Below are 14,147 nucleotides of genomic sequence, written 5' to 3'. Positions count from 1 at the left end.
AGGGGCGCGAAGGGCGGCCGGGCTACCCTGGAGACGGGTCGTCGGCCTTTCTGCCCGAGCGCAGCCGCTCGTGTTCGTCGAGGTGTGTCGTGAGGTTGAGAACGTCTTATCTGCCTTTGGCCGTGGGATTGCTGCAAATAGTCGCCGCCTGTGGAGGGGGCGCGCCCTCCACCACGGGCGATCCCGGCGTAGGCGGCGCGGGGAGCGTGACCTCCAGCAGCTCCGGCGACGGCGGCAGTGACTTCGGCTCGGGCGTCGCCTCCGGCGGCGGCGGAAGCGGCGGCGGGCCCGATCCCTGCGCCGTCGACGACCCGCCCCCCGAGTGCCTCTTGCCCCAGGAGCCCGCCTGCGGCGACGGCGAGATCAACCAGGCCAGCGAGGCGTGCGACGACGGCAACAGCCTGCCCGGCGATTGCTGTTCCGGCCTGTGCGAGATCGAGCCTTACTGTGCATGTCCGCCCGGCGAGCCGTGCGTGCTGACCATCGCCTGCGGCGATGGCGTGGTCGATCCGGGCGAGTTCTGCGACGACGGCAACACCACTGACGGCGACGGCTGCAGCGCCGACTGCATCCTCGTCGATCCCTCGTACGTCTGTCCGAGGCCGGGCGAGGCGTGCACGCTGCTCTACGACTGCGGCGATGGCCGCGTGAACGGCTCCGAGGAGTGCGACGACCGCAACGAGACGCCCGGCGACGGCTGCGGCGCGGACTGCAAGCGGGAGGCGGGCTTCGTGTGCCCGAAGCCCGGGCAGCCGTGCGAGCGCCTGCCGGTCTGCGGCAACGGGGTCAAGGAGGCCGGCGAGCTCTGCGACGACGGCAACGCCGCGAGCGGCGACGGCTGCTCGAGCCTCTGCCGACAGGAGTCCTTCTACGTCTGCACGACGCCGGGACAGCCGTGCGAGCTCCTGATCCGGTGCGGCGACGGCGCGGTGGATCCGGGCGAGCTCTGCGACGACGGCAACGCCCAGGGCGGCGACGGCTGCAGCGCCGACTGCAAGACGCTGGACCCGCTTTACGCGTGCTCCGAGCCGGGGAAGCCCTGCATTCTCCTCTATCGCTGCGGCGACGGGCGCGTGAACAACGGCGAGCAGTGCGAGGACGGCGACGACCCGCCCGCCTCCGGCGACGGCTGCAGCGCGACCTGCATGCGCGAGCCCGGCTTCGTGTGCTCGCGGCCCGGGCAGCCGTGCGAGCGCCTGCCGGTCTGCGGCAACGGCGCCCTGGAGAGCGGCGAGCAGTGCGACGACGGCAACACCGCGAGCGGCGACGGCTGCTCGAGCCTGTGCCGTCAGGAGTCCTTCTACACCTGCCCGACCCCGGGTCGGCCCTGCACCCTCCTCTACTGGTGCGGCGACGGCGCGATCAACCCGGGCGAGGTCTGCGACGACGGCAACACCGTGGGCGGCGACGGCTGCAGCGCGGATTGCAAGGCGATCGACCCGATCTACACGTGCCCCACGCCGGGTCAGCCCTGCACCCGCCTCTACTGGTGCGGCGACGGCCGCGTGAACGACGGCGAGCAGTGCGAGGACGGCAACACCCGGAGCGGCGACGGCTGCAGCGCCACCTGCATGCGCGAGGAGGGGTATCAGTGCAGCCGCCCCGGCCAGCCGTGCACCCGGCTGCCTGTCTGCGGCAACGGCCTCAGGGAGACCGGTGAGCAGTGCGATGACGGCAACACCGCGGGCGGCGACGGCTGCTCGAGCCTGTGCCGGCAGGAGGCCTTCTACACCTGCCCGACCCCGGGCCAGCCCTGCGAGTTCTTGATCCGGTGCGGCGACGGCGTGCTCAGCCCGGGCGAGGTCTGCGACGACGGCAACACCGTGGGCGGCGACGGCTGCAGCGCCGACTGCAGCGGGGTGGACCCGATCTACACGTGCACGACGCCGGGTCAGCCCTGCACCCTCAACTACTGGTGCGGCGACGGCCGCGTGAACGACGGCGAGCAGTGCGAGGACGGCAACACCGTGAGCGGCGACGGCTGCAGCGCGGACTGCATGCGCGAGGCGGGGTATCAGTGCAGCCGGCCGGGCCAGCCGTGCACGCGGCTGCCGGCCTGCGGCAACGGCCTCAAGGAGACCGGCGAGCAGTGCGATGACGGCAACACCGCGGGCGGCGACGGCTGCTCGAGCCTGTGCCGGCAGGAGTCCTTCTACAGCTGCCCGACCCCGGGTCAGCCCTGCGTGCTCCTGTTCCGGTGCGGCGACGGCGTCGTGAACCCCGGCGAGCTCTGCGACGACGGCAACACCGCGGGCGGCGACGGCTGCAGCGCGGATTGCAAGACGGTGGACCCGGCGTACGTGTGCCCAGAGCCCGGCAACGCCTGCGTCCTCGTCTTCCAGTGCGGCGATGGGCGGGTGAACAACGGCGAGGAGTGCGACGACGGCGGCTCCGCGTCGGGCGACGGCTGCACGGCGGATTGCCGGCTCGAGCAGGGCTGGATCTGCAAGCCCGGCCAGCCCTGCACCGTGAGGACCTATTGCGGCGACGGCACGGTGCAGCTCGGTGAGCAGTGCGACGACGGCGGCGGGGAGAACCCTGTCGGCGGCGACGGCTGCACGCCGCAGTGCAAGATCGAGGTCGGCTGGACGTGCCCGCCGGGCGGTGGGCGCTGCAACCCGCCGGCGCCGCCCGTGTGCGGCGACGGCAAGATCAGCGGCACCGAGGTGTGCGACGACGGGCAGCAGCCCCCGGCGAGCGGGGACGGCTGCAGCGCCGATTGCCAGACGATCGAGGACGGGTGGGATTGCTCGCGCGTCGGGTTCCCCTGCAAGACCGTCTGCGGCGACGGCGTCAAGAACGGCGCCGAGCAGTGCGACGACGGCAATCCCTTCTCGGACGACGGCTGCGACGAGACCTGCCGGATCGAGCCCGGCAGCATGTGCGACGACGGCGAGCCCCAGGACTGCACGGGCTTCTCGGTCTGCGGCAACGGCATTCGCGAGGGCACCGAGCCCTGCGACGACGGCAACGGCAACTGGCGCGACGGCTGCACGCCGGACTGCAAGGGCGAGCCGGACTGCAAGGGCGGCGCGTGCATCTCGAAGTGCGGCGACGGCATGCTCCTGCCCGGCGACACCACCGAGGCGTGCGACGACGGCAACACCGTGAGCGGCGACGGCTGCTCCGCGACGTGCACGATCGAGCCGGGCTACACCTGCACCGTTCAGCCCAGCGAGATGCGGCTGCCGATGGTCATCCGCGACTTCATCGGCTGGTGCCCGACCTCGTACGACCGCAGCGTCAGCAACACCGCGTGCGACAACAACCTGACGGACAGCCTCGTCGGGCACTTCGATTTCGAGATCGCGCCCAGCAACGCCAGCGGCATTCAGACCGACCGCACGGTCCAGACGACTCTCGACGTCGACGGCAAGCCCGTGAGCAGGTTCGGCCCCGGCTTCGTCACGCCGAGCGACGCGAACGGCTGGACCACGGGGCAGAACAACTTCCAGTGGTGGTACCGGGACAACCCGACGTACAACAGGACGCTCGTCACCACCATCGAGCTGCTCCCGGACGCCGGCAGGTACGTGTACCAGCGGAACCCGTTCTGGCCCGTGGATCGCACCCAGCCGAACGGCGATCCCGTGCTCGACAACCTGGTCTCCGCCGGGCTGGAGAAGGCGCAGGACCAGGGGCACAACTTCTACTTCACGAGCGAGGTCCGGTACTGGTTCCAGTTCATGCCAAACGGCGCTGCGGCCGATCCGGTGCTCACCTTCTTCGGTGACGACGACGTCTGGGTGTTCATCAAGAACACGTTGACCGCGGACATCGGCGGCATCCACGGGCAGCTCCAGGAGAGCGTGACCATCCTGGACAACGGCGACGCCCGCGTGACCCCCTGCAACCAGAACGTCTGCCCGGCGGACGCCCGCAACCCCTACGAGGTCGATCTGAACCTCGAGCCGGGCAAGGTCTACGAGATCGCGGTGTTCCAGGCCGAGCGCCACGTCACCGGGTCGAACTACCAGCTCACGCTGTCGGGCTTCAGCGCCGGCACGTCGGTGTGCACGCCGCAGTGCGGGGTCGACCCGCCGGTCGTGACGCCGGGCGAGGAGTGCGACGACGGCACCGAGAACGGGACGGGCTACGGCGGGTGCAACAACTGCCAGCTCGGGCCGTACTGCGGCGACGGCCAGAGGAACGGCCCGGAGACCTGCGACAACGGGGTCAACAACAGCGCGTACGCCAACGCCTCGAACGCCTGCGCGCCGGGGTGCGTGGCCCCGCCCCGGTGCGGCGACGGCGCGGTCGACGCGCCGTACGAGGCGTGCGATCTCGGCGCCGGCAACACGGCGAACGGCTACGGCGGCTGCACGCTCGAGTGCCAGATCGGGCCGTACTGCGGCGACGGCATCAGGAACGGCACCGAGGGGTGCGATGACGGCGTCAACGACGGCTTCTACGGCACCTGCAACCCGAACTGCACGCCGGCGCCGATGTGCGGCGACAACCGCGTCGACGCCGACTGGGGCGAGGAGTGCGACAGCGCGACCGACCTGAACTGCGTGCGCTGCCAGCGCGGCGAGCACTGCGGCGACGGGACCACGCAGCGGGACCTCGGCGAGGAGTGCGACGACGGCGTCAATGACGGCGGGTACGGCCAGTGCGGGCTCTCGTGCCTCTACGGGCCGCGCTGCGGCGACGGCATCGTCCAGCCCGAGGAAGAGCGCTGCGACCTCGGCAGCGCGCAGAACACCGGCGGGTACGGCGGGTGCACCGCGACCTGCAACTACGGTCCGTACTGCGGCGACGGCATCAGGAACGGCGCCGAGGGGTGCGACGACGGCGTCAACGACGGCGCTTACGGCACCTGCGACGCGAACTGCACGCCGGCCCCGAGGTGCGGCGACAACCGCGTCGACACCGAGTGGGGCGAGGAGTGCGACAACGCGGCCGACCCGAACTGCCTGAACTGCCAGCTCCCCCCGCAATGCGGCAACGGGATCACGCAGCCGGACCTCGGCGAGGAGTGCGACGACGGCGTGAACGACGGCGGGTACGGCCAGTGCGGGCTCTCGTGCCTCTACGGGCCGCGCTGCGGCGACGGCATCGTCCAGCCCGAGGAAGAGCGCTGCGACCTCGGCAGCGCGCAGAACACCGGCGGGTACGGCGGGTGCACCGCGACCTGCAACTACGGTCCGTACTGCGGCGACGGCATCAGGAACGGCGCCGAGGGGTGCGACGACGGCGTCAACGACGGCGCTTACGGCACCTGCAACCCGAGCTGCACGCCGGCGCCGAGGTGCGGTGACAACCGCGTCGACACCGAGTGGGGCGAGGAGTGCGACAACCTGGCTGACCCGAGCTGCGTGAGCTGCCGGCTCCCCGCGCAGTGCGGCAACGGGATCACGCAGCCGAACCTCGGCGAGGAGTGCGACGACGGCGTCAACGACGGCGGGTACGGCCAGTGCGGCCCCTCGTGCCTCTACGGGCCGCGCTGCGGCGACGGCATCGTCCAGCCCGGCGAGGAGGACTGCGATCTCGGCAGCGCGCAGAACACCGGCGGGTACGGCGGGTGCACCGCGACCTGCGACTACGGGCCGTACTGCGGCGACGGCATCAGGAACGGCGCCGAGGCGTGCGACGACGGCGTGAACGACGGCACCTACGGCACCTGCGCGCCGGGCTGCACGCCGGCGCCGAGGTGCGGCGACAACCGCGTCGACGCGGACTGGGGCGAGGACTGCGACAGCGCCACCGACCCGAACTGCGTGAGCTGCCGGCTCGGCGCGCACTGCGGCGACGGGGTGATCCAGCCGCAGTTCGGCGAGGAGTGCGACGACGGGATCAACGACGGCGAGTACGGCAAGTGCGGGCCGTCGTGCATCCTCGGGCCGCGCTGCGGTGACGGCATCGTCCAGCCCGTGGAGGAGGACTGCGATCTCGGCGAAGGCAAGAACAGCGGCGAATACGACGGGTGCGATGCGCTCTGCCAGTACGGGCCGTACTGCGGCGACGGCCGCGTCAACGGCGCCGAGACCTGCGACGACGGCGTGAACGACGGCTTCTACGGGAGCTGCATGCCCGACTGCAGCCCGGCGGCGAAGTGCGGTGACCGCCGCGTCGACGAGGAGTGGGGCGAGCAGTGCGATCCCCCGAACGAGGCGACGGGCTGCAGCAACAACTGCCGCCTCGGCGGGCAGTGCGGCGACGGCGTCGTCCAGCCCGGCGAGCAGTGCGACGACGGCAAGAACGACGGCGGCTACGGCCAGTGCGGCCCGCGCTGCCAGCTCGGCCCGCGCTGCGGCGACGGCATCCGCAACGGCCCGGAGCAGTGCGACGACGGCGACGGCAAGAACACCGGCGGCTACGGCAAGTGCGCGCCGGGCTGCGTCTACGGCCCGTACTGCGGCGACGGCAAGGTGCAGAAACCCTACGAGGCGTGCGACGACGGCAACCGCACGGGCGGCGACGGCTGCAGCCTGACCTGCCAGTTCGACGGCTTCCCCAACTGATCGAGCGAAGGCGGGCGCGCGGGGCGAAGGCGTCGTTCGACGCCTCCCCCGCGGGCCCGCGGCGCCGGCGCCGCGCCGCGCCGCGCGTCGCTCGGGCCGACCTCCTCCCAGATACCGCCGCTAGCTCGCGATGGCCGCCCTGAGCGGCCCGGGGCTCTTCGGTGCCCTCACCAGAACCGGCCGACGAGCCCCGCGCCGCCGAGCCCCGGCCCGAGGATCGGCGCGGCCGAGAGCTCGAGCATCGGGCCGCCCGTGCGCGCGGGCGCGGGGTCCGTGCGCGCGGGCAGCGGCGGCGGGTTCGGCGTGTCGAACGCGTAGAACACGAAGCCGCCGAGGGCGAACGCCGCGGCCGTGCCGAACAGGCCGACGGTCGCGTTCGCGAGCTCGTCGCGCGTGTCGAGGTGAGCCCGGTAGTCGCCCAGCTCCTCCTCCGAGATCCCCTGCGACGCGCGCTTCTCCGCGATCTCGCGCGCCTGGTCCTCTTCCTCGAGGCCCGAGGCCAGCGTCAGCACGCCGATGCCGGCGGACAGGACCCCCATCGCGACGAGGCCATAGGACATCTTCCGCTGGAAGGAGCTCGTGAGGCCCACCTCGATGACGAGGCGCTCGCCGCGGCGAAGCGACAGCTCGCGGGAGAACGGCCCGTAACCGTTCTTCGTGGCGACGAAGAACCGCTTGCCCGGGGCGACCTGGAGGAGCGGCAGCGGCGTCGTGCCGACGAAGCGCCCGTCCAGCGTGACCTGCGCGCCGACGGGGGCCTTCACCTGGAGGAGCGCCGGCCGCTCGCGCAGCTCCCGGTCGATCCCGAGGATGTCCCCCTCGATCGCGACCACCTCGCGCTCCTCGTCGACGTGGCCGTCGGCCGTGATCTTGATCCGGTGCTTGCCCGGCTGCACCTCGGCCATCAGCGGCACGTCGGCCAGCGCGCCGCCGTCGATGGATACGCGGGCCCCCGCGGTCGGCGAGGTGACGTTGATGCGGGTCCGCGGCCTGACGTCGGGCGGCGCCGCCTCCGGCGCGGCGGCAGACGACGGAGCGCTCGCCTCGAGGCGCGCGGCGATCACCCCGAGCTCGCTCAGGGCCTCGGTCGCGTCCGCGCGGCGCCCGCCCTGCGGGACCTGCTCCAGGTAGCGCCGGTAGTTCGCGATGGCGGCCCGCAGCGCCTCGGGGCTCTGCTCGACCACGTACAGGCGCCGGTAGGCCTGGGCCAGCGAGAACAGGAGGGCCGGGCGCGGCGCCTTCCTGTACGCCGCCTCGAACGACTGCACCGCGTCGCGGTACCGTGTCGCCGCGTAGGCCTGGGCGCCGGCGTTGTAGAGCGCCTTCGCCTGCTCGATGTCCTCCTCCGCCGAGGCCGCGCTCGGCGCGAGCGCGGTCGTCGCGAAGGCCATGAGCACGACGCATAGCGAGGTCTTCATCGGCGGATCGGGACTCCTTCGTGGACGCGGAGCGCGCCGTCGCTGAGCACCGCGAGATCGTCGACCCCATCGCCGAGGACGTCGCACGTCGCGATCGCGGAGCCGCCGGGGATGCCGTCCAGCTTGCGGAGCTGGTGCTGGCCGAGATCATGGCAGCCCGCCGCGCCGTCGCCGCACACGTCGAGCGCGTAGGCCGCGCTGCGCGTGAGCACGACGAGCGACCTCCCCGCCCCCGCATCCACGCGGGCGAAGTCGGCGCTGGTGACCTCGCTCGCCAGGTCCTCGAGGCCGGAGTCGCGTACCTCGAGCTCGATCGGCGCGTCGAGCGCGCCCTCGCCCGTGTTCCAGAAGACGGCGAGCCGGCTCGCGGTGATCGCGCGGGTCCCTGGCGCCAGCTCGTACGCGATGCCCACGACGTCCGCGTGCCCGTCGCCGTCCATATCGCCCGCGCGGAGCCCCCCGTACAGCGTGTGAAGCGCGGGCGAGAAGGCCGCCTCCGGCGCCTCGAAGGCGCCGCTCGCGCCGCGGCGCACGAGGGTGATCGCGCCGGCCAGGGCCGGCGTCCCCGGCTCCGCTGCCGCGTCCTCCTTCGCGACCTCGATCGGCAGCGAGAGGACGAGCTCATCGGTTCCATCGCCGTCGAGATCGACGGCGACCCCATCCAGCGCCCACGCGGGCCCCCGGGAGGGAACGAGCTCCGCGGGGAGCGAGACGCGGTGCTTGGCCTCGTCGACCATGGCGATCACACCCGAGTCGACCGCCGGCAAGAGCCAGAGCTCGGCCGAGCCCCGGGAGGAGCCAGGGCTCGGAGGCGCGATCGTCAGCGAGGCGACCTCGGCCCGATCGCCCCCGAAGCGGCCGGCGATGCTCCTCACGGCGCGCAGCTCGCCTGCCTGCCGCGCGTCGCCCGAGCGGACGAGCGGCAACGGCGGCAGCAGCGACCGCGAGCTGCTGCCCTCGATGAGGCTGAACGCGACGTCGCCGCCGTGCGAGAAGAGCACGCTGATGTCGTCCACGGCGTCGTCCGGCTCGGGAAGCCGCACCGCCGCGATGTCGAGGAGCCCCTCGAAGGCGCCGAGCCGCACCGGCGGCTCCGGCGCCTTCATGTACCGGCCGAAGCAGGCGGCCAGCGTCGGGTGCTCCGCGCTCGACAGCGAGCTCCCGGCGCTCTCGGCGAACAAGAGGTCCGGCAGGAGATCGCCGTCGAAGTCGCCCACGACGAAGCTCGAGACGTTGCCCAGCGTCGGGATCTTGAGCTCGTTGAGCTTGAAATCGGCGGCCTGCGCGCCGGGGACGCCGGTGAAGAACGTCAGATCCGTCGCGTCGGCGGAGCCGGCGACGACGTCGGGCGCGCCGTTGCCCGTCAGGTCTGCGATCACCGCGCTGGTCCAGCGCCGGCCGTTCGCCGGCGCGAGCCGGTCGAACTCGACCTGGTAGGGAGGAGACGGCCGGGCCTTTCCGAGCCTCACGGCGCCGGGGTCCACGATGTCGATCACCCCATCGCCGTTGAGATCGCCGATCGCGACGGGGGCACCGAAGCCGGGCAAGCGCCCGGAGCTCATGTCGCCCGCCGGGTACGAGAGATCGCCGTACGGCGCCATGCCGCCGAACGCGCCGCCGCCTGCGCCCTCCGCGACGTCGAGCTCGTAGCAAGGCGCGCCCGCGGGCAAGCGGGGGTCAGGCTGCGCGCACGTGGCGCCCACGAGCAGATCGAGGACGCCGTCGCCGCTCACGTCCCGGAGGAAGGCCGCGCCCGCGATCCTCGCGCCCGCCGGGAGCGCCACCGCGGTGTGCGCGCCGTCGTCCGGCGAGTAGATGTGCACGGCCGAGTCGTCCGCGAGGGCGACGACCACCTCGTGGAGCGGGCCGCCGCCGAGCTCCGCGCTCGCGAGCGGACCGGCGACGTCGCGCAGCCCGCGCTGCCGATCGATGAACGACAGCCGGCCGCTCTCCGCCCCCTGCACGACGGCGATGACATCCTCCGGCGCCGCCCCGCGCGTGTCGGTCCCGACGACCAGGGCGACCCACGTCTGTCCGTCCTCGCGCGTGCTGCCGACGGGCAAGAGCCGCGCGCCGCGGAGGGTCGTCGTCTCGGACGCCGCGCCGAGCAGCGAACCCAGGCGAAACACCGACGCGAGCACGGGGACCGGCGCGAACGTGCGGCCCGGCTCGCCGCTCAGGATCGCGACGCCGGGCCCCACGCTGAGCGCGATGTCCGTCGTCCCGTCGTCGGTGAGGCGCGCGAGCGCGGGCGTGTCCCCTGCCGAGGGGATCGACACCTGGGTCCCCACCGTGCTGTTCGCATCGAAATAGAGCGCCTCGAGGCTCGTCGAGCCGACGCCCACGAGGTCGCCGCGGCCGTCGCCGTCGAGATCACCCGTGATCAGCCGCTGCGCGCCGAGCGGCAGCGCGGCGCCGAGCGGCTTGAAATTGCCCGTGGAGACGCGGCACACGCCGTCGACCCCGCAGCCCCACCCGCTCGGGCACGCAAGGTCCACGTCGTTGCACACGAAGCGGCACTCGTTCTCGCTTCCGCGCGGGTTGCACCAGCTCGTCGAGGTCGCGCCCTGCGCATCCCGCGTCTCCACCTCGCAGGGCTCGCGCGCCTCGAAGCAGTCGCAGTCCTCGTTGCGCGACGGCTCGATGACGCCGTTGCCGCACACGCCCGGGGAGATCTCATCGAGCTCCACGCACCCGGCGGAGCCGGCGGCCGCGACGAGCAGCGCCGCGGTTCCCCCCATCGCGCGCACGTATCGCCTGAAGCCGGACCGCGCGCGCATGCTCACTGGAACGGGTTTTCCAGGTCGCCCTTCCTGACGGCGCCCCTCGCGGTCGGCGCCGCCTTCTTCAACGACACGGCGATCGCGCCGTCCGCCTCGGCCGGGACCTCGCGCGCCTGCTCCTGGTACCCGGGCGCCTTGAAGGTGAGCGTCACGGCGCGCCCGCGCGGCAGGCGCAGCGGCCCCGGCGCCTTGCCGACGAGCTTGCCCTCGCTCCACACCTCGAGCTCCTTCGGCGTCGCCTGGATCCGGAGCTCGACCACGGGCGGCGCCGCGTCGGCGCTCGCCGCGGCTGCGGCGGTCGCCTCCGGCGGCGGAGACGGCGCGGCCGACTCCGGCGTGGCGGCGGCGGCGGAAGCCGGCAGGACCGGCGCGACCAGCGCGGCCTCCGTCCTCGGCGTCGCCGCGGCCGACGCGGGCGCGCGCGGGGCGTCGGCCGCCGGCTCGCCGTGCCCGAGGTGCAGCGTGAGCGCCGCGGCCGCGGCGACGCCGAGGACGGCGACCGCCGTGAGCGCCGCCCTCCGCCGCGACGCCGTGGCCGGCGTGCTCTCCAGCTTGCTCGGCAGCGATCCCTGCAGCAACGTCTCGTTCCCGTGCAGCCCCGAGCTCGCTTCCGCGGCGGGGCCGCGCTGCGTCGGTGCGAGCCCAGCGTCCAGCGCCTCCACCGCGGCGCCGCGCGCGCGGCGCCGCGCGGCGGCGTCTCGCCCGACGGCGGCGTCGCTCGCCCGCAGAAGGCCGCCGGGCAGCTCGTACCCCGCGCCGCGCGCGGCCTCCACGAGCGCCGCGGTCGCCTCGAGCAGCGACGCCGGGCGGCTCGCGGGGTCCTTCTCGAGCATCCGCAGGAGCGGCGCGTCGAGCGCCGGCGAGAGGTGCGTCGCCACGGTCGACACAGGGGGCGCCGCCTCCGACGTGTGCTTGATCAGGAGGTCGAACGCGTTCTCGCCGTCGAACGGCGGCGCGCCGGCGAGCAGCTCGTGCGCGAGGATCCCGAACGAGTAGATGTCCGTCCGGTGATCGACGTTCTTGCCGCGGCACTGCTCGGGGGACATGTAGAGCGGCGTCCCGATCAGGTGCCCCGTCCGCGTCTTGTGCACCGTGCTCGAGGACTCGCCGAGCAGCTTGGCGATGCCGAAGTCGAGCAGCTTCGGGAAAATCGCGCCGTCCTCGTCGAAGACCAGGAACACGTTCTCGGGCTTGAGGTCGCGGTGCGCGATGCCCGCCGCGTGCGCCGCGTCGAGCGCGCGCGCGATCTTGACGAGGATGGGCAGCGCCTCGGCGGGCGGGAGGCGCCCGCGCTTGCGGCGGTAGGCGTCGAGGGTCATCCCCTCGAGCAGCTCCATCACGTAGTAGTGCCGGCCGTCCTCGAGGGCGCCGAACGAGAAGATGTCGATGATGTTGCGGTGCCTGATCTGGTTCACGGCCCGCGCCTCCGCGACGAAGCGGGAGACGAGCTGCGGGTTCGCGGAGCACTGCCGGCTCAGCACCTTGATGGCCGCCGCCTTGCCGATGACGGGGTGGATCGCGCGGTAGACCGTGCCGAAGCCCCCTGCCCCGATCTTGGCCTCGACGCGGTACTCGCCGACCGGCGTTCCCGGCGCGAGCTCCGGATCGGCGCCAGGCGGCGCGGGCTCCGCCGCGAGCGTCTCGGCGTTCGTCGCGCAGGCAGCGACGCCGGCCGCATGCTCGGTTCGGCACGTAGGGCATGTCGACATGAGGAAACCACGGAGAGCGTACACGGGGAGCCCGGCGCAGCCCAGAGCCCCCGAGCGTCGCAAACCGGCGAGCGCGCTGTCTCCGCTCCGGCCTCCGGCCTCCGGCGGGCGGGCGCAGCGCCAAGCGTCCCTCCGGCGCCGCGTCGAGGCCCGGCCTCGCGGCCCCGCGCGGCGCGAGGCGCGCGCCGGAGGTCTGACCACCTCGAGGCGCCGAGCAGGAGAGCCTCTGGCATTGTCTTACACGGGGTGTTGCTCTACAGGCCCCGCGAGCCATGCGTGTCGTGCGGCGCGATCGACGGAGGCGCGGGCCTTCGTGCTGCTGAAGCTCGCGCTGGTGGGCGCGTCGGTGCTGCTCGCCTCGCTGGCGGCGCGCCGCTTCGGCCACGCGGTGGGCGGCACGCTCGCCGGGCTGCCCATGATCGTGGGCCCGATCATGGGCTTCGTGCTGCTGCAGGAGGCGCCCGCCCAGGCGAGCGCGATCGTGCTCGCGACGCTGGTGTGCGTCCCGGCCACGATCGTTCATGTCCTCACGTTCGCCTGGTGCGCGGGGCGGGGGCGGCGCTGGGGCGTGGCGCTGCTCGCGGCCAACGCGGCCTTCGTGTCGGTGGGCGCGGCGCTTCTCGCGCTGCGGTTGCCCCCGCCGCTCGCGTGCGCCGCCGCGCTTGCGTCGCCCGCCCTGGGCGCGCTCGCCTTGCCACGCCTGCGCGAGCCGCCCGCCGCGGTGACCATTCCTCGCGTAGAGCTCGCCTGCCGCGTGGTCGCGGCGATGGTCATGGCCTGGTGCATCGTGCGCAGCGCCGGCGCCGCGCCGGCGGGCTTCAGCGGGCTGCTGCTCGCGATCCCGATCACGGGCAACGTCCTGCCGTGCTTCACGCTGCCCAGGCACGGCGCCGCCGCCACGGTGGCCTTGCTCGCGGGCTTCTTGCGCGGCCTGCTCGGTTTCACCTCCTTCTTCGTGGCGCTGCACGTGGGGCTCGCGCGGGTGTCCCCGGCGATCGCTTACGGCGTCGCGTGGATGTGCGCGCTGCTCGCGGCGCTCTGGCTGCGCGCGATGCGTACCAGGACCGTCGTCCGTTGATCGGGTCACAGCCGAGATTCAACCACCCAGCGCGCCGGCCTCATCTCATGGTCGGTTCAGGGCGCCTTCGTTCCCTGCTCTCTTCCAGCGGCCGGCGCAGGGCCCTGCACCGGGATCTTCCACGGTTGCGTCTCCGGCGTCTCGGGCACGGTGACGGTGAGAACCCCGTGCTTCAGCGCGGCCGTCGCCCTCTCGACGTCGACGCCCGCGGGCAGGGTGAAGCTCCGGCTGAAGGTGCCATAGGAGCGCTCGAACGAGTAATACCTCTCCTTCTCCTCGCGTCTCTCCTCCTCGCGCTTCCCGCTCACGGTGAGGCGGTTGCCCGTGAACGACACGTCGACATCCTTCTCCTGCATGCCCGGCAGGTCTGCCTTGAAGACGTATGCGTTCCCGCTCTCCTTCACGTCGAAGTCGGGAGTGAACAGGGCCTCGCGCGCCGATCGCGAGAACATCGGCACCATCTCGCGGAACGGATCCCACTCCAGCATCGCCCGCATGAGGCTCCAGGGGTTTGAGCCCAAGGAGGCTCCCGACAGAGCCGGCTTGTTCTCGTGGCGACGAATGACGTTCATGACAGCCTCCTCTATCGGCAACGCATCGCTCATCTCATGGCCAACGGCGCTCCCGCCGACTGGACCGGAGTCGAGGTCCTCACGGAGAAATGAGGCGGCGCGCCGGCCGAGGCGCGCTCACGG

Annotated in this window: 6 protein-coding genes; 2 read left to right on the top strand and 4 right to left on the bottom strand. The window is 73.0% G+C overall.

What is annotated here, in order from left to right:
* The first annotated feature begins 89 nt into the window (after positions 1 to 89).
* On the top strand, positions 90 to 6,464 hold the full coding sequence (locus ACSRUE_RS23625) for a DUF4215 domain-containing protein (protein WP_441292975.1): 6,375 nt from the start codon (positions 90 to 92) through the stop codon (positions 6,462 to 6,464).
* Between the two features lie 167 nt (positions 6,465 to 6,631).
* On the opposite strand, the gene ACSRUE_RS23620 is transcribed toward ACSRUE_RS23625, so the two are convergent.
* From ACSRUE_RS23620 to ACSRUE_RS23610, 3 genes are read right to left on the bottom strand one after another with little or no spacing between them, the layout of a single operon-like run.
* Positions 6,632 to 7,882: a PEGA domain-containing protein gene (locus ACSRUE_RS23620; protein ID WP_441292974.1), complete on the bottom strand. Its 1,251-nt coding sequence runs from the start codon at positions 7,880 to 7,882 to the stop codon at positions 6,632 to 6,634.
* Positions 7,879 to 10,623 (bottom strand): FG-GAP repeat domain-containing protein, encoded by a 2,745-nt coding sequence (locus ACSRUE_RS23615; RefSeq protein WP_441292973.1) that lies wholly within the window; start codon positions 10,621 to 10,623, stop codon positions 7,879 to 7,881. Before ACSRUE_RS23615 ends, ACSRUE_RS23620 begins: the two co-directional genes overlap by 4 nt.
* 41 nt (positions 10,624 to 10,664) lie before the next feature.
* Positions 10,665 to 12,374, bottom strand: a complete 1,710-nt coding sequence (locus tag ACSRUE_RS23610) for a serine/threonine-protein kinase (protein WP_441292972.1) — start codon at positions 12,372 to 12,374, stop codon at positions 10,665 to 10,667.
* A 313-nt stretch (positions 12,375 to 12,687) separates the two neighbouring features.
* On the opposite strand from ACSRUE_RS23610, the gene ACSRUE_RS23605 reads away from it, so the two are divergent.
* On the top strand, positions 12,688 to 13,452 hold the full coding sequence (locus tag ACSRUE_RS23605) for a hypothetical protein (RefSeq protein ID WP_441292971.1): 765 nt from the start codon (positions 12,688 to 12,690) through the stop codon (positions 13,450 to 13,452).
* A gap of 56 nt (positions 13,453 to 13,508) precedes the next feature.
* Here ACSRUE_RS23605 and ACSRUE_RS23600 read toward each other — a convergent pair whose 3' ends face one another.
* The gene (locus ACSRUE_RS23600; protein ID WP_441292970.1) at positions 13,509 to 14,024 is read right to left on the bottom strand and encodes an Hsp20/alpha crystallin family protein; all 516 of its coding nucleotides are present in this window, start codon (positions 14,022 to 14,024) and stop codon (positions 13,509 to 13,511) included.
* Between the last annotated feature and the right edge of the window lie 123 nt (positions 14,025 to 14,147).

The organism is Sorangium sp. KYC3313 (assembly GCF_052075895.1).
Taxonomy (GTDB): domain Bacteria; phylum Myxococcota_A; class Polyangia; order Polyangiales; family Polyangiaceae; genus Sorangium; species Sorangium cellulosum_B.
Note: the sequence above shows the minus strand (reverse complement) of the source record. Positions and strands in the feature narration are given on the sequence as shown.

Bases quoted from the DNA above. Each gene is read 5' to 3' on its own strand.
- ACSRUE_RS23620 (WP_441292974.1), bottom strand. From the start codon at position 7,882: ATGAAGACCTCGCTATGCGTCGTGCTCATGGCCTTCGCGACGACCGCG.
- ACSRUE_RS23615 (WP_441292973.1), bottom strand. From the start codon at position 10,623: ATGGGGGGAACCGCGGCGCTGCTCGTCGCGGCCGCCGGCTCCGCCGGG.
- ACSRUE_RS23610 (WP_441292972.1), bottom strand. From the start codon at position 12,374: ATGTCGACATGCCCTACGTGCCGAACCGAGCATGCGGCCGGCGTCGCT.
- ACSRUE_RS23600 (WP_441292970.1), bottom strand. From the start codon at position 14,024: ATGAACGTCATTCGTCGCCACGAGAACAAGCCGGCTCTGTCGGGAGCC.